The sequence below is a fragment of the Pseudocolwellia sp. G5-9 genome (genome assembly GCF_055808995.1).
The window spans coordinates 4667567-4684708 of the sequence record NZ_CM147893.1; the positions used below are offsets into that span (position 1 = coordinate 4667567).

The 17142-nt window shown below is 36.2% G+C and carries 12 protein-coding genes; 4 read left to right on the forward strand and 8 right to left on the reverse strand.

Annotated features, from left to right (window positions below; all coding sequences use genetic code 11):
* Nucleotides 1-159 precede the first annotated feature (159 nt).
* From AC0L5Q_RS20380 to AC0L5Q_RS20395, 4 genes are read right to left on the reverse strand one after another with little or no spacing between them, the layout of a single operon-like run.
* Nucleotides 160-1554 carry an 8-oxoguanine deaminase gene (locus tag AC0L5Q_RS20380; RefSeq protein ID WP_473613369.1) on the reverse strand — a complete coding sequence of 465 codons (1395 nt, stop codon included), beginning with the start codon at nt 1552-1554 and terminating at the stop codon, nt 160-162.
* 10 nt (nt 1555-1564) lie between these two features.
* Entirely contained in the window at nt 1565-2944 is a 1380-nt protein-coding gene (locus AC0L5Q_RS20385) for a nucleobase:cation symporter-2 family protein (RefSeq protein ID WP_473613370.1), read from the reverse strand.
* A 15-nt stretch (nt 2945-2959) separates the two neighbouring features.
* Complete coding sequence (locus tag AC0L5Q_RS20390) at nt 2960-3982, reverse strand: hypothetical protein (RefSeq protein ID WP_473613371.1); 1023 nt, start codon at nt 3980-3982, stop codon at nt 2960-2962.
* 1 nt (nt 3983) lies between these two features.
* On the reverse strand, nt 3984-5477 hold the full coding sequence (locus AC0L5Q_RS20395) for an adenosine deaminase family protein (protein ID WP_473613372.1): 1494 nt from the start codon (nt 5475-5477) through the stop codon (nt 3984-3986).
* Nucleotides 5478-6049: 572 nt separating this feature from the next.
* Here AC0L5Q_RS20395 and AC0L5Q_RS20400 point away from each other — a divergent pair.
* Both AC0L5Q_RS20400 and AC0L5Q_RS20405 read left to right on the forward strand, forming a co-directional pair.
* The gene (locus tag AC0L5Q_RS20400) at nt 6050-7654 is read left to right on the forward strand and encodes an ABC-F family ATPase (RefSeq protein WP_473613373.1); all 1605 of its coding nucleotides are present in this window, start codon (nt 6050-6052) and stop codon (nt 7652-7654) included.
* 179 nt (nt 7655-7833) lie between these two features.
* Nucleotides 7834-8655: a M90 family metallopeptidase gene (locus tag AC0L5Q_RS20405; protein WP_473613374.1), complete on the forward strand. Its 822-nt coding sequence runs from the start codon at nt 7834-7836 to the stop codon at nt 8653-8655.
* Nucleotides 8656-8694: 39 nt separating this feature from the next.
* On the opposite strand, the gene AC0L5Q_RS20410 is transcribed toward AC0L5Q_RS20405, so the two are convergent.
* Together AC0L5Q_RS20410 and AC0L5Q_RS20415 are read right to left on the reverse strand one after the other, a co-directional pair.
* Nucleotides 8695-9231, reverse strand: coding sequence for a hypothetical protein (locus AC0L5Q_RS20410; protein ID WP_473613375.1), 537 nt, complete (start codon nt 9229-9231; stop codon nt 8695-8697).
* A gap of 81 nt (nt 9232-9312) precedes the next feature.
* Nucleotides 9313-10287 (reverse strand): hypothetical protein, encoded by a 975-nt coding sequence (locus AC0L5Q_RS20415; protein WP_473613376.1) that lies wholly within the window; start codon nt 10285-10287, stop codon nt 9313-9315.
* A 549-nt stretch (nt 10288-10836) separates the two neighbouring features.
* Here AC0L5Q_RS20415 and AC0L5Q_RS20420 point away from each other — a divergent pair.
* Together AC0L5Q_RS20420 and AC0L5Q_RS20425 are read left to right on the forward strand one after the other, a co-directional pair.
* Nucleotides 10837-13683, forward strand: coding sequence for a hypothetical protein (locus tag AC0L5Q_RS20420; protein ID WP_473613377.1), 2847 nt, complete (start codon nt 10837-10839; stop codon nt 13681-13683).
* 41 nt (nt 13684-13724) lie between these two features.
* Nucleotides 13725-14267 carry a hypothetical protein gene (locus tag AC0L5Q_RS20425; protein ID WP_473613378.1) on the forward strand — a complete coding sequence of 181 codons (543 nt, stop codon included), beginning with the start codon at nt 13725-13727 and terminating at the stop codon, nt 14265-14267.
* Nucleotides 14268-14453: 186 nt separating this feature from the next.
* On the opposite strand, the gene AC0L5Q_RS20430 is transcribed toward AC0L5Q_RS20425, so the two are convergent.
* Together AC0L5Q_RS20430 and AC0L5Q_RS20435 are read right to left on the reverse strand one after the other, a co-directional pair.
* Nucleotides 14454-15527, reverse strand: coding sequence for a glycoside hydrolase family protein (locus tag AC0L5Q_RS20430; protein WP_473613379.1), 1074 nt, complete (start codon nt 15525-15527; stop codon nt 14454-14456).
* Between the two features lie 153 nt (nt 15528-15680).
* A complete protein-coding gene (locus AC0L5Q_RS20435) occupies nt 15681-17141 on the reverse strand; it encodes a DUF7133 domain-containing protein (RefSeq protein WP_473613380.1) in 1461 nt (486 codons plus the stop codon).
* Nucleotide 17142: the final 1 nt, after the last annotated feature.

Consider the following 17142-nt stretch of genomic DNA (forward strand, 5'->3'; position numbering starts at 1 on the left):
GCTTTGTTTGTTTAATAAGCACCGTAGTGGTGCTTAATGCACCAATCAAGTTAGAGTTTTAATCTTAAAGGTAAAGTGTAGATAGCGATTTATTTGTTAGTTTGTTGATGGTTTAAGGTTTCTCCTAGAATTACGTTAATAATTCATATCTCAGGTTAATTAACATAAAGTGTGTAGTTTTTTGGCTAAATTATTATGTAATAAAAAGAGTTCTTCTTGTAATATTTTACTGTGGTTTGCATTTTCTATTACCCATTCTCCGCCTACCATCAGTTTTTCTACGTGTTGCGCACCACAAGTTACTATACTTGCGATAAAGTCACCTACACCTGAAAACCGTAATTCGTCTAACTTAAAAAAAGCAATGTCGGCTTGTTTACCCGGTGCAAGTTCACCAAGGTCACTTCTATGAAGTACGTTGGCAGAGCCTTTGGTGGCCCAGCCTAGTACTTTTTCAGCTGTAATGACTTGTGCACCATAAGTGAGTCGTTGTTGTAACAATGACTGACGTACTTCTTGTATCATATTTGAACAATCATTAGAGGCTGAACCATCAACTGCTATTCCTATGTTACAACCCGCTTTTTCGAGTGCTATGGTAGGACAAATACCTGAAGCTAACAGCATATTTGATGTTGGGCAGTGTGCTATTCCAACTTGTGCTTTACCGAGTGCATTGATTTCGTCTTGATTGAAATGAATGCCGTGTGCAAGCCATGTATTGTTAGTTAACCATCCACAATTGTTTAAATATTCAAGAGGTCTAACACCATATTGATTAACGCAGAAAGCATTTTCATCTTCTGTTTCAGCTAAGTGAGTATGAATAAGTACGTTGTTTTTGTTGGCTAGTGTTGCTGTTTCTTTCATTAATTCAGTTGTTACGGAAAACGGGGAGCAAGGCGCTAACGCTATATTCAGAAATGAGCCTTCGCTTGCGTCATGGTATGTAGAAATTAAGCGCTGGCTGTCATCTAAAATTGTTTGTTCGTTTTGTACTACGCTGTTTGGAGGTAAGCCACCGTCTTGTTCACCTAAACTCATAGAACCACGGGTTAACATAGCTCTACAGCCTAAATCATGTAATGCGTTTATTTGAATATCAATGGCATTTTCTAAACCTTTCGGGAAAACATAATGATGATCACAAACCATTGTTGTACCTGAAAGCATAAGTTCGAGCGATGCTAAGCGTGTGGCTGCATGCAACATAGGTTCATCAAGGTGTTGCCATACTTTATAGAGGGTTTTTAGCCATGGAAATAATGGTTTGTTTATCGCTTGTGGTAAGCAGCGCGTTAAGGTTTGATAAAAATGATGGTGTGTATTAATTAACCCTGGTGTTAGTACTAGATTACTGCAATCTATCACAGAGTCGTAACTACACTCGGGTTGTTTTCCTTTAGGCACACATTCTACAATTTTGTTGTTGTGAATAACTAATCCATTGCTTGCATCAAAAGTGTTAGCGGTAAATACCGCTTGAGGAGATTTAAGCCATAATTTACTTTTAGCTGTGTTTGGCTCAATCGTATTCTTTTGAATTTTTTGCATAGTTTACCTTTTAATTTTTATCTGAACTGGTATTGGTATCGAAAGCGTTTTCGTTTAGCTCAATAGTATTTTTTGGTAATAAAAGCGTAAGTGTAATGGCTGTAAACCCTGCGGTAGTTACCGGTGATGACAATATGTTTTTTAACCATAAAGGTAGCTGCGCTAATGCTTCTGGTACTAACATTGCGCCTAAGCCCATGCCAAAAGACGTTGCTATAATTAAACTGTTTCGCCTGTTAATAGGCTCGCAAGACATTATTTTTATTCCTGCAACCGCAATGGTGGCAAACATAATTAATGTTGCGCCACCCAAAACAGGTTTCGGCATAGCTTGTAAGATCCCTCCTAAAATAGGAAATAAACCTAACAAAATAAGAATGCCAGCAATGAAAAAAGCAACATATCGGCTTGCAACACCTGTTAATTGAATAACGGCATTATTTTGTCCGAACGTAGTATTAGGAAAAGTATTAAAAACCCCTGCAATTAACGAATTAATACCGTCGGCTAAAATACCGCCTTTTATTCTTTCTATATAGCTTTTACCTTTTATGGGTAAACCACAATACAAGCTATTAGCAGTAAGATCGCCAGCGGTTTCTACAGCCGTTAGCAGGTACACTAGTGCTACAGGAAGAAATATTTGCCAGTCAAACGCTAAGCCATATTTAAAAGGGAGAGGGATTGATATAACAGGTAGTTGCGACAGGTGATTAAATGAAAGTAATCCAAGCGGATAAGCGATTAATGCACCAACAAAAATGCCGATAAAAATAGACGACAATCTTAACCAAGCATTCTTGCTGGCATTTAAGGTAATTATTATGACTAGTACTGTTCCGCCTAATAACAGGTTTTGTATTGACCCGAATGATTCACTGCCAAATCCGCCAGCTAAATCTGTCATTCCTACCTTTATAAGTGACAAACCTATCGTTGTAATTACGATGCCGGTAGTTAATGGGGTAATAATTTTTTTAATTTTATCAATAAAGAAGCTAATAAAAATTTCAATAAATGAGCCAACCAGTGTTACACCAAACATCATGGCTAAAATATCATCTGCACTACCGCCACGACTTTTTACTATAAAGCCACCGGTAATTAATGCGGTAATAAAAGCAAAGCTGGTACCTTGCACTGCAATAAGCCCACAACCTATACGCCCAAACTGTTTAGCTTGAATAAAAGTCGCTATACCAGACACAATTAAAGCCATACTGATCAAATAAGGTATTTGGCTTGTTAAGCCTAAGGTTGAACCAATAATAAGTGTAGGCGTAACAATTCCTACAAAACTAGCAAGTACGTGCTGAAAAGCTGCCGTTACACTTTCAAAAAAAGGTGGTTTGTCGTTTAATGTATATAAAATATCATGATTTTTTTGCATATATTTAAACCTTAATTATTGATATTTCCCTGTTAAATAACGATAAAAAGACGGGTTCACCCAAATAGACTCTGTATTTATTTTTACAATACTCGGAGTGTTCACTAACTGTTTTTGTATATGGTTTATAACATCAGATTGTTGTGTGTTAAGTGCTAAAGTTGATGCCGTGAAATGACTAAATACGAGGTTAATGCGCGTCACTTTTTTATAGTTTTGTTCTTGAACAAGTGAGCGATAAAATGGCTGCCACCAAGCATGAATGATAAGGCCTTGTTGGTTGTTATTGTCGCGTTTAGCGTATTGGTTAATAAGGGGCATGAATTTAAGCTTTTCTTGATGGTTTTCAAAAGCTAGTTTTAAATCATATTCTTGTGCGTAACGTATTTTTTCCTGTAATTCGTTATCTGTTATGTCGTTCCAACCGGATCTAATATTAAAGGCCGATGTTTTAGGTATTAATTCCCAAGTAAATTTAACTTGATTAAGTGTTAATAAAATAATGAGCTGTTTAGCATGCGCTAGAGATGAATGCCCGTAGAGTAAGGTGTTGTTTTGTAATGAATTATTGTTATGGTTTTTGTTCTGCTTAATGTTATATCCCTGAATAATATTATTGCGTAATAATAAATTTAATGGGTTTATTATCTCTTTCGGAATAACTAAATGTTTATTGGCTAACGGGGACAGTGCTTTACATTGGATGAGTTGAGGTGGTTTAAGTTCTATTTTAGTAATACAGCCTAATTTTTTTAATAATGCGGCTGATTGACGTTCTTGGATTGTGGTTTTAAGTGTATTGATATTAAGTGTTTGTTCGCTGTCTAAGAGTATATCTTTTATCTGTGTTGGCGTAATCGTATGTGCAACTTCTGATAACTGAGCTTGGGCGATAACTTCAACATAACTCTTGTTTGATTGGCTTTTTAAAAGTTGCTTTGGAAGAGTATCTGCATAATTAAAGCAGGATATTGAAAGTAAAAAATATAAAGCGCTTTTGTATATTTTATTTTTGTTATTTATATCATTGTTTTTCATATTAACCAGCCACGGTAGGGGAATGGCTTAAAATAAATTCATTAAATACGGGACGTTTTTTTAATGACTTTTCCCCTTTGTGTTTATAGTTTTTTTCAAATTCCAAGATGTTGTTATCAAGTTTTTTCAGTAATTTTTTCTTGGTTTTAGCATCTAAAAAGCTGAAAGATAATGAGTTTTTACTTAAGCTTGTTATTTCAGACCATGACAAATTAAAATATTTAACCCCTATAAAGAATTCATCGGTCATATTTGAATGCCACATACCTCGATCGTCTGTTGATAACGCTACAGGAATCCCTAAGCGTAAAAATTCAGGAAATGGATGCTGATTAAGGTCAGCCACGTAACCGAGTTTTAAATTACTGATCAGGTTAATTTCTATTAAATAATCATTATTGCGCATTAATAATAGTGTTTGCGGATCACTTAATAAGTTAATTCCATGGCCAATCCTTTTTGCACCTAACAATAGCGTATCGCGAATATTAAAATTAGGCGCTTCAGATTCACCCGCGTGTATGGCTAAATTAATAGCTGGGTATTTGCTCCTAAGTTTTTTCAGGGTAGGTAAAAAACGAAGAGGGTGGCCTTTAGGGTTATCTTCACGGCCTACCATATTTATACCTACATAAATATTACGGTGCTTATCAACAAAGTCATACATAGATGTTAAGGCTTGTTCGGCATTGGGTAAAAATCGTAATAAGGCATATTGTAGACGCACAGTTACACCTGTTTTAATTGCATCTGGTTGACTTAAACGAGCGATATATATGTTTAATGCTTCTTCCTGTGTATAAGGGCTACCGTCTACTTTATATTTTTGCGTTGCATTTAATTGTGCTTCTATATACAGAAGTCCTTCTTTACCGAAAGACTCCATGTTTTTTACTAACATTTCTGCTGCAATAAAAGGATTTGCAGTAAGTTCGTTAAGTCGTTGCCAATGAGTTTGGAAAAACTCATCTCGTCCCTCATGAGGTTTATCTAACCAAATGCTTTTTTTCCAAGATTCAATTTCACTGTTATTGAGTTTATTGAGGGCAGTGTAATTATTTTTTTCACATTCGTTTAATTTGTTATAACTACTACCACTAATAGTACGAAACATGAGGGTTTGAGTTTCCATACCAAATTCATTTTTACCGTAACCGTTACAAATGTTTAGGTGAGTTCGGGTGAAATAGGTGTATCCACCATTTTTTTCTTTGTTCAATGCAAGCTCGTACCACCATTTAGGTAGGTGACTACCACTAGAATGATGATGGAGATCTCCACCTTTAGGCATGTTATATAAAAAGTGATAAAGCTGTTTATCTGTTGCGTTTTTTTTAAATTGTTCAAACCAAAGATGATCGTTATTTGAAGATATAAAGGAAGAAGTCACAGTTTTGTTAGCTGTAATATTATTCTTATCAACTGCAAATGAGTGCGTAGCAAAAATTACGAGTAACCCAATTATGTAATGTATGCGCTTTATAAATAAGAACATTTAACTTTCCTTATTAGAGTAATGAATGAAATGGATATGAAATCCCTTAAAGTTTAATGATAATTTTGTGTAGCATTGTTGATCACGCAACAAAAGGTTAAGCATTTCTTAGATTTATAGATACAAGCAAAAACATAACCACTTGGTTTGTTTTTTGTTTTTTATATTTTATTTTGGTGTAAGTGGTTGTATTTTAATTGAATAAATCTTTATGACATTTGCTAGATATTTTCTTATGAGGTTTGGTTAGTAATAAGTTGCAATTTAAACAATCGATAATCCTCTTTGTTGCACCAAAATCGATAGGCTTTTTTGATGAAGAGAATACAGTTAATTTAAGCCTGTTTAGTTTGTTTAAGGCTTTACTGGTTTTATAAATTGCAAAAACAGGCCGATTTACTATGTTGTAAGGCGAAATGTGCGGAGTAAATCATAAAACATTCATCATAAATGACGAATGTAGAGTAGGGTTTAAGTCGTTATTCCTGTATACTACGCGACCTTAAATTTGAGTCTTTGTTATTTAATTTTTTATTTTTATATAGCTGTTAGCACAACCTAGGAATATCCTTTTGATCACTACATCTAACATTACAATGCAATTTGGCGCAGAGCCTTTGTTTGAAAACATCTCGGCTAAATTTGGCAACGGTAACCGTTACGGTTTGATTGGTGCTAATGGTTGTGGTAAGTCTACCTTTATGAAAATACTGACGGGTGAATTAACACCAAGTTCAGGTAATGTTTCCATTTCAACGGGTAATAAAGTCGGTACCTTAAGCCAAGATCAATTCGCTTTTGAACAATACAGCGTAGTTGATACGGTTATTATGGGCGATGTGGCTCTATGGAAAGTTAAGCAAGAAAGAGACGCTATTTACGCTCAAGCTGAAATGAGTGAAGACGACGGTATGCGTGTTGGTGATTTAGAAAGCCAATTTGCAGAAATGGACGGTTACAGTGCGGAAAGTCGCGCGGGTGAAATTTTATTAGAAGCAGGTATTGAAGAATCTTTTCATTACGGTTTAATGCAACAAGTGGCGCCCGGTTGGAAACTACGTGTGTTACTTGCACAAGCTTTGTTTGCTAATCCAGATATTTTATTACTGGATGAACCAACTAACAACTTGGATATTCATACTATTAGCTGGTTAGAAAACGAGTTAAATAAACGTAAATGCACCATGATCATTATCTCTCATGATAGACATTTTCTTAATGAAGTTTGTACACATATGGCGGATATTGATTACGGTGAGTTACGTATTTACCCTGGTAATTACGAATTCTTCCTCGCGCAATCCGCCTTATTACGTGAGCAATTATTATCAGGTAATGAGAAAAAAGCTGCTGAAATTGAAGAGCTACAAGACTTTGTAAATCGCTTTGGCGCTAATGCTTCTAAAGCAAAACAAGCCAGTTCTCGCGCTAAAAAAATGGATAAAATTAAACTTGATGATGTGAAATCGTCAAGCCGTATAACACCTAAAATTGCTTTTGCTGCGGGCAAAAAAATGCATCGCCAAGCGTTAGAGCTTGAAAACCTTAGTCATGGTTTTGATGGCGAAACACTTTTTAAAAACGGTGATTTACTCCTTGAAGCGGGTGCTAAGCTTGCCATTATTGGTGAAAACGGCGTAGGTAAAACAACATTCTTACGTTGCTTAATGAAAGAATTAGAGCCACTCGATGGCGTAGTTAAGTGGTCTGAAAATGCTTCAGTAGGGTATTGCCCACAAGACAGCGGACACTTTTTTGATAACGATTTAACCTTAATGGATTGGATGTCGCAATGGCGTAGACCGTGTCATAACGATTTAACTGTACGTGGCATGTTAGGACGTATGTTGTTTACTGACGACGACGCTAACAAGAAAGCCCGTAACTGTTCAGGTGGAGAGAAAAACCGTTTACTTTTCGGTATGTTAATGATGCAAGACGTTAATGTATTAATTATGGATGAACCAACCAATCATATGGATATTGAAGCGATTGACGCATTAAATAATGCGCTTAAAGACTTTGAAGGTACACTAATTTTTGTAAGCCATGACCGTGAGTTTGTATCAAGCTTAGCAACACGTATTATTGATATTAAAGATAAAAAGGTGATTGATTTTCAAGGCACATTAGACGAATATCTTGATAACCAAAAAACTGCGGACAAAGTAGCTTAGTTTTCTAAGCCATAGTTCAGGTTATTAAATTCAAACTGTTATTTGCTATAAAAAATGCCAATCAGGTAATACTGATTGGCATTTTTATTCATGATGCAATTTAGGTATTAATCTTCCTCACTTGATATTTCAACTCATCGTACCAATTTAATAATAACGTTTACTTATAAAAACTTATTATGTTGTCATTTCTGTTACCTATTATTATTTGTGTTTTACTTATAGGGTTTTCTGTAGGTAAACCTTATTGGCGTGAATATAAACGTAGTGTTATTCGAAAAAAGCCGTTTAACAAACAGTGGCGTAAAATTATTCAACAACGTATGCCATATTTCAGAAGAATGCCGGCTGATTTACAACTACAGTTAAAACAACATATTCAAGTGTTTTTAGCTGAAAAAGAATTTGTGGGTTGCAATGGTGTTGAAATAACCGATGAAATAAAAATTACCATTGCCGCACAAGCGTGTTTACTTTTATTGAATAGAAAAACTGATTATTACCCTAAATTAAATACTATATTAGTCTATCCAAGTGCATTTGTTAAAGAACAACAAATACGAAATGCAGACGGAGTGCAATACACAAAAAGAACCGCGCTAGCAGGTGAATCTTGGGAACTTGGTAAAATAGTGTTGTCGTGGCAAGACACCTTAGATGGTGCTGAAATTCCTGATGATGGGCATAATGTTGTTATTCATGAATTTGCCCACCAGCTTGACCAAGAAGACGGTAGCGCAAACGGAGCGCCTATTTTAGGTAAAGACCAAGATTATAAAAGTTGGTCTGATGCTTTTTCAAAGCAATTTGAGTTGTTAAAAAAACAAGCCATGTCAGGTAGTCCGTCACTTTTTGATTATTACGGAGCAACAAATCCGGCTGAGTTTTTTGCCGTGGCAAGTGAGGTGTTTTTTGAGCAATCGAATAAATTCAATCATCATTACCCTACACTTTACCGACAGTTAAGTCAGTACTATAAAGTTGATCCTGTACATTGGTAGGGTAAGCCATACTAAAATACAAAATGATAATTATAAAAATTATTGGTCGGTTATCCCTGCATTTGCTAGCTGCTTAGCTTCAGTAAACAAACGTTGTGTTAGTGCTTGGAGTTCATTTGGGCCGTCTACGCCATAAGTCACGCACTTCTCATAATCAGGTAAGGTAAAACAAACCGTTGCACTTGACGCGTCAACCATACGTAAAGCATTAGTACCAATAGAGCCATTTTCGTTTAGATAAACTGAATATTTAATGTTATGACGACTTGGTAGATCGAAAAAGCGAATTTGATAGAAACTATTTAATATTTTTATAATATCTTTAGATGAATAATTTAATGGGGTTAGGTTCCCGTTTTGTTCTAATGTTGAATTACCTCGTCCAAAAATGTTGAGGCGCTGAGCACTGCTACCTTTTTTAGCTCCAGCGTGTATTGTTAGGTTAATACTAAGCTCGTCTAGTTTGTAGGTTGCAGGAGGGAAATTTGTTGTGGTGTTTCTTTCTTTTGCCATACAAGCTGTTCCCGTTAATAAAGTTCCTACTACATATATTGCGATAAGTTGATTAAACCACATTGCTTGAATACCTCGGGACAAAAACAAAAAAAAGCTCGTTTCCGAGCTTTTTAATCATTTATTTTAACACTTGTAACCGTATTATGCTTTACGGCGACGTAAAAATAATCCAGCAAGGCCAAGAAAAGCTAAACCTAAAGTTCCTGTTTCTGGCACACTTGTTGACGCAACTCTAGTGTAACCAATATCTGTTAATATACCAACGTCTACAGGACTATAATCACGAGTTTCTGGACCAAAATCTCTATCGTATTTCATCATATCAGTTGGGAAAGGCGTACCATCAATATGGCTACCACTGCTGCCGTCAACCCAAGTAGTAGGGCTGAATATTTCAACAGCGTTACCACCATTAGCCGCTACAGCATTAGCGCCACCAAAGTATAAACCATTACCTGTTCCGCCAACACTAGCAGCGTCCCAAACTGGTTGATTGATAAAGAAAGTATCAGTAACAACTTTTTCGCCTGTAGAGTCTTGTAAAAACGTATCGAATGTTGACCATTCGTCATTAAAGAAACCAACACCGTTTTGATCGATTAGTGAACTAAAACCAAGCGCATGAGTTAATTCATGAAAAAGCGCTGCAAAAAAATCAAATTCATTTGCTGTTGCGTCAGCTGGAGTGTTTGGATCTAGTTGCCAATCCCATCCCCAGTTTACATCTACGCTACCATCTAAGTCAGTGCCATTAGCATCAACACCTGTTTGTAATTTAGTTTTAACAACTTCTGTAATAACACAACCACCAGAAACAGGACACGTACTTACAAGATTTGAACCAGCTGAAGCTAGCGTACCACTTGTACTATCGTCAGTTGACGTAACGCTAATATCTAGAGTAGCAGAGTCGCTAAAGTAGCTACCAAACATAGATGAAAACATGTTGCCTGCAGTATCTAATGCAGCACGACGTGCCACACCTTCGCTGCTATCTAAAAAGCCAACACCAGCAGTGTTACTTGAGTAGTCGAAATTAAATATCACGCTAGCTTGGCTAGGCATTACAGCCATAGCTGCAAACACTGACGCTGTTATTATTGATTTTTTTAGCATTTTATATTTATCCTTGATATTAAAATGAATTCTAGATTCAAGATGATTGCTATTACATTGTGATACAAATCCGACGACGCTAGTAAAAATAGCTTGATTTTTAATCACTATTTTTTGCTTTAAAAAGCTTTTTCAACTTTAGCAAGCATCAAGCCATGTTGTTAATTTCTTGTTAAGTTACTATAAAGTAAAACTAATTTTTATATTTGAATGTGTTAAATTGTATATATAAGTATGAAGTGTAAAGTATTTCGACATCTTACGTTTGTATACAAAATACATTTCTAATGTGCTGTTTTAATAAGGTTTAATTTATAGTCAGATATGGCAGGTATTTTACTTTTATAGAAAAGGAAACAAAGCTAATTGAGTTTTTTGTTACTTATAGGTTAAGAAATAAATTCTTACATTTGTTATTATTTTGTTAATATTTTTGAGTGTGCATGATATTATTCACGCGCAATTTTTGCAGGATAAAGCATTAACTCTATTAGTACCCCTTAAGAGCTATAGGGTTAATTTTATGACATTTACAAATGGAGTGCTGTCATGTTAACTAATCTAATAAAAAATTCTAGGAAATCCCCTAAACTCAACTCAACCGCTATAAAGGTATTAATGCTTACTGCTTTTATTGGTGGCTGTAATAATGATGATAAAGATGTTGTTGTCGTTGAGCCTAGCCCTGAATCACAAGTACATTTTATGTTGTCATCTGTTGATGAAGGTACCTGTTCGATTTATGCTAATAATGAAACTATTGCTTCGGCTATTACTGAAACAGGTGTTGCAACCTTTAAAGATATTCCTGCAGATTTAGGTTTTGCACTTATTGAATGTGAAGGTGGCGAATATAAAGATGAAGCCACTGGCGAATTATTTACAGCTGGCCTTACGCGTGCCTACTACAATGTAACGTCTTCTACTTTTAGCACTAGCGTAACCCCATTAACTGAAATAGCGACACAAGTTGTTGAGGTGTATGACCTTGACCCAATTTCGCAATACTCAGGTGTTTTAACGAATGTAGCTAATGCCTTTGGTATGAATGGTTTTGATCTTACCAGCGCTATTCCAATGGATTTAAACATTGAAGAAGCTGACGGTACTGCCGGTGGTCGCTACGGTGTTGTGCTTGCTGCGTTATCTCAAATGCAACAAGATATTGAAGCTGAAAGTGCTGATGAAGTGATTGAAACGTTAGTCTATGGCATAGCAAATAATGGCTTATTCACCAGTGATGAAATACGTGATTACTATTTTTATGCAATGGAGAATATGTTTGATAACCCGCTTATTGATCCTAATTTAGGTTATGACGTAGATCTTGATGCCTATTTCCATGACGTAGTGTTAGCCCCGCTTGCTTCACAAGTTGAGTATGTAGATGCGGAGCATCCTGATAGTAATGATCATGAAGCCTTTTCAAAAATCACAGCTTTTGAAACATCGACTTTTGATATTGTAGGAACACATTTATCAATGAGTTTAGACGTTACTTTAGCGGGTGAAAAGTGTGCGGTATACGATCTTCAATCATTAAGTGATACCAATAACGCAACTAAATACAATATTATGTTTGCTGATTGTCCGGCGCAGAATGAAGGTGAAGTTGACCTTGTGATCATGGATCACGGCCGATTAGAAAACACGACGACTATTACGGTTGAAGCACCTAACGCAACTGCAAATATTAAAGAGAAAGCACCTGCTCGTGTTTCTGCTATAGCTACAGGCACAAGTATTTTATCTGGCCATATAACGGCTGAAGCACCAGGTATCGTTTACACAGAAAGTGCAGCGCATAATTACAGTAGTAACAGCTTAGAAATATTTGCTGTTGCAGGTGTACCTGTTGATATGATTGACTCAAACGGTGCAGTAATTGCTAGTACCGTGTCAGATGATCAAGGTTTTTATCAATTTGATAATGCACCTGAATCAACAACAGTTAAAGTTGTTGTTAAAGCGCAAATTCAAAAAACTCGTTCAACACCTAATGTGGGCCCTGAGTATAATTTTGCCATTCGTGACAATACAAGTGCTGGCGCGGTTAAAAAATTATACCAACTGACCTCAGACGCTATAACCATTAAAGATGAAGCCGAAAGTACTAACAAGCTCGATATTAGAGCGAAAGTTGGTTTTGACAGTGATGGGTATGTGATTGCTGATAGCGAGCGTGAATCAGCACCATTCTCAATATTACGTATTGTAAAAAGTGCAGCTGATAAATTAACAACTCTTAATCCTAATATTGAAATGCCAGATTTAAACCTTTATTGGTCTCCTAAAAACATTGCTGTTTGGGGAGATAGATCAATAGGTGAAATAGGAACTTCTCATTATAGCGGTAGCGGTTTATCGCCAGGTGTATATGTATTAGGTAAAGCTGATGCTGATACTGATGAATTTGACAAAGGTGTAATCGGTCATGAATTTGGTCATTACTTACAAGCGCAATTATCTTATGCTGATAGCCCTGGTGATAGTCATTCTTATAATGAATATAAAGACGCAAGTTTAGCCTACGGTGAAGGCTATGGTACTGCTGTGGGTGGTTTGTTGTCTGGAAGTCATTACTACTGTGATACTGCAGGTGAGCAGCAACTTGATGGTGCCTGTGAAGATTTAAACGCACCTATTGGTGAAGACCGAGCAAATGGCTTTTATTCTGAAGAGACGGTTATTAAGCTAATGTATGCAATGGGTAATATTGATGGTAAAGGTTTTAATGAGTTTTTTGATGCTGTAACTAAAATGAAAACGGGTATTCATTCAGCCACTATTTTTACCTTTTTAGATTATTACTTAAAAGCTAACCCTGATGTTGAAACAGAGGTTAAAGATTTAATGGCAATAGCTAACGTTAAAACAAGTGACCCTTTTGGTATGTATCCAGCCAATACTCCTGCGGATCCTAAAATAAGTGCAGCGGCAAATAAAGGTGGTTCAAGTGTAGGTGCAAATGATTTAGAGCAGTTATATATCACTATTCCACTTATTCAATCTGAAGCTCCAACGGATGATGCTGTAGTGATTTCATCTAATTCACCTGAGTTTTGTATCAATAATAACTTACCCGGTGCTAATTCTAGTAATGGGTTAGGGATGAGACGTAGAGCATTATTTACAGCTAACTTTACTGGTTATGTGGGTATAAAGGCTTTAAACAAGTTAGGTCATGAGGTAAGTGATCAATCGGGTTATATAAAAATACGTACTAATGCAGGACAAGCAGTTTCTCTTTATGATTATGACGATGGCTACTTTGGTCAAATTAGTGTTGTAGAGGGGAATCAGTACTCTATTGTATTAAGTATGAATAATCCTGAAGTTATTCTTCAAGGCAGCCAGTGTGGCTTTAAGTTTGAATTAGTTAGAATTGCTGATTAATTTGAATGAAACATTCATCGTTAATAAAAAGGCAAAATAAAGTGAGGGTTGCAAACTCACCTTGTTTTGCTTTATTTGCTCCTATTATTATATCTTTTGTAATGATGGGGTGCTCGCCTGAAATGACAGATACAAAAGCGTCGCTTAGCTCTGGCCATGAAGATAAAGTTGAACATGTAAAAGTAAAAAAAGTGAGTGTAAATAAGCCACTTGAGTTTGCTGTAACTGTTGACGAATCTCGAAGTGGATTATGGTTAGGTGGTAGCCCACCAATTAATAAGCGCGCTTCAGGTATGGATACTTACTATAAAATGTCTGTAGGTAGTCAACCCAATCGTTTATTAGTCACTTTGCAATTTGAAAGAGTAACAGCAGACGATGCTTATATTTCTTTTAATGCGCTTGATGGGGCTGAAATTTCATTAACTCAACCATTAAAGTACAAATTGAAAGCAAATAAAGTATCAGAAGTAACGTTTGAGGTGGCTATACCAGAAACACCTAGTTACTTAGCTCTTTATACCTTTCAAAATGGTCGAGGGGCATCTAGAGCCTTTAAATTAAAAGAGACAAAACACCTATAGTTAGTGTTTCGTTGATATTATGAAATTAAAAAATCGAGCTACGGCTCGATTTTTTATCTGATATTATTTTAATCTCAACTCGGCTTAATGAATGTTAGATGATTAATTTAAAGTATTATTTATCAAAAGTTTAACCTACTTTTTTTCCTAACCTTGTTGAGTCACTTTGCTTATCCTGAGTTGAGGTTATTTTAGCTTTTCTATTTCAATCAACGGAATATGTACGTTGTAAGAGTGCTCTCTAGTTTCGTCTGCTGCACAAAATAAAATGGCGGGCTTTCCGTCTTTAAACCAAATCTGTGGTCGTTCTAAATGATTAATTTTTTGACGACCTGATTGCCAATTTATCTCAATTTTTGAAACGAGTGGATTATTCGCTTTATGCCAATCAAAACCGTCTTTGGAGTTAAATAAAGCTAACGATTTGCCTGAACCAGTGAAGGCGCCTTTCATATCTTTAACAATGGCCCAATATTGATCATCTTGAAGCCAAATATAAGGATCTTCAGCGGGAAATTTTTCACCAATTTTAGTAAATACAGGATCTACATGTTTAGTGAAAGGTCCTGTAGGGGATTTTGCTGTTGCCATTAAGTGAACCACTGGACCACCTGCGGGTAGGGGGGCTTTTTTAGCTACCGCTTTGTAAACCATGAGAAAGGTGCCATCTGCTTTTTGCAGTACAGAAGGATTACTCACCATAAGCGCATCCCAAGCGTTGTTATTTTCGCTGGTATTAATTAACGGTGTATCTGTTCTTTTCCAAGGGCCATACGGGCTATTTGCTACAGCAACACCAATTCTTTGATTGTTACGATGAGAAAAGTTAAAGCCTTTCATCACTTTGCCATCGCCTGTATTGCCCATGTAATAAATATAATATTTATCGCCAAATTTATGAACCGTTGGGTTATGCGTAGATAAACCATCCCAGTAATTTTTACCTCTTGCAGGTAAAGCTATGTCTACATGTTTGTATGGACCTAAAGGTTTATCTGCTACAGCATGAGCTATTTCTGAGTGAGTTAACCAAGCATTATGACCGTATGATTTAAGCCAGCGGCTATAAAATAAATGATACTTTCCATCATCTCCTTCAACCATGCTAGAACCCCAAATATAATAATCAGGATCTATGAACTTTGCTGTATCAGGTACTGCTTGCATCGATTGGCTAATATCTAACTCAGCTGTATTACTTGATACGCAGCCTGATAAGCCCCCGAAACAAGCGATTAATAACAGAATATTCTTTATCATTTAATTTTATACCTTACTAGGTTTTTTTATTTTTCATGTTTAAATTTTATTCGAATTAAATGCTTGTTGCTCGCGGTGCAAGGGATATAGCATAGTTGTTCTATGTAAATTCCTTGCAACAATAATTAGCAAATATAAACAGACTCTAATCAACTAGTGATTTTTTAATAACTCATTTAGCGTGTAGTAAACTTTATCAACACTCACTGCACGGCCTTTAATATCACGTAAACCAGTAAAGTCTATTTGCACAACTTTGTCGGCTGTTAATGGCATATCAATATCAATCGATTTTCCATCTGCAGATAGCTTTATGCTATTAAGTTTTAATGATGTTAAGTTCTTTTTAGGAGAGCCGTAATTACCAGAATAATGATAATTCCATTCTTGCGCGTTTAAGCTTTCTTTGACCACACTATTTTTAGCTAATGCTTCAGTAAAGGTTAATCGAAAACCTGTTGTTGTTAGTTTTATGTCTAATAACTCAAAAGGGTTAGTACCATCCCAAACCACTTTTTGTAATCCAAAAGGTTTTCCGCCTTGTGCTCCCCAGCCTCTGGCTGTTTGCCCAACCCAAAGTTGGCCTAAAGAGTCAAATTTTGTGCGGATGTTGCCGCTTTGAAATTTGTTCATAAAGTTGATAACAGCGCCTTGATATTTACCATTAACTTTATCGAGTAGTACCCTAAATAAGTTAGATTGGGTTTGATCGCCTATAAAGATTTGTCCTGCAAATGGGCCAAACTTTCCTTTCGTTGTATCCCATTCTGGATTACCCGGTGAATTAGCCACTTCAATATGAGGGATCCAAACGACAGGTTTTTCACTCATCGCGGCAAAAGCTTCTACCGGCATTTCTTTTAGTTTATCTCGGGTGTATCCTTCAACATCAATTAACGATACCGGATGGCCGTAAAATTTGCCTTGTTCTAGTAAATGTAATTTTGACGTAGGAACCCAATCACCTTGGTTATCAGTAAAAAAGATTAATCCTTCTGGGCTAGCTCCTATCCCTGCTGGTGAACGAAGTCCCCAAGCGTAAGGGGTAAATTCGCCTTTTGGTGTTACTTTAAATGCAAATCCTCTATAACCTCCAGCACTTCCCATAGCTCCTAAACTAAAGGCTCCTGGGTTGTTATGACTTAAATTTAAGGTGCCATAAAAGTTACCATTTTTGTCTTTAACTGGGCCAAAAGTGAATTCGTGGTAATTATCATGAAAGTCCCAACCGCTCGCTAAGTTATCATATTGATCGGCTACGCCATCTTTATCTGTATCAGTTATACGGGTTAATTCAGGTTTATGAGCGATTAAAATAGAGCCTTCATCAATTAATAACCCTGTAGGTTCATGTAAGCCTTCAGCAAAAATTTTCCATTGTTCATTTTTATATAACCACACATCACCCAGTCGTGTAGTAACGTATACACCTCCGTTTTTATCTGTGTCTATACCGGTAACATGGAAGCGAACATCTTTAGGTGTTTCTATGGTGACAATTTTATAACCATCTGGTTTGTAAATGTTTTTTGGTGCACCTTGAGCAAAACTGTTAAAGGCCAAACTACTCAGTAATAACGAGGCGATTGATGTGGTAAGTATTTGTTTTTTCATG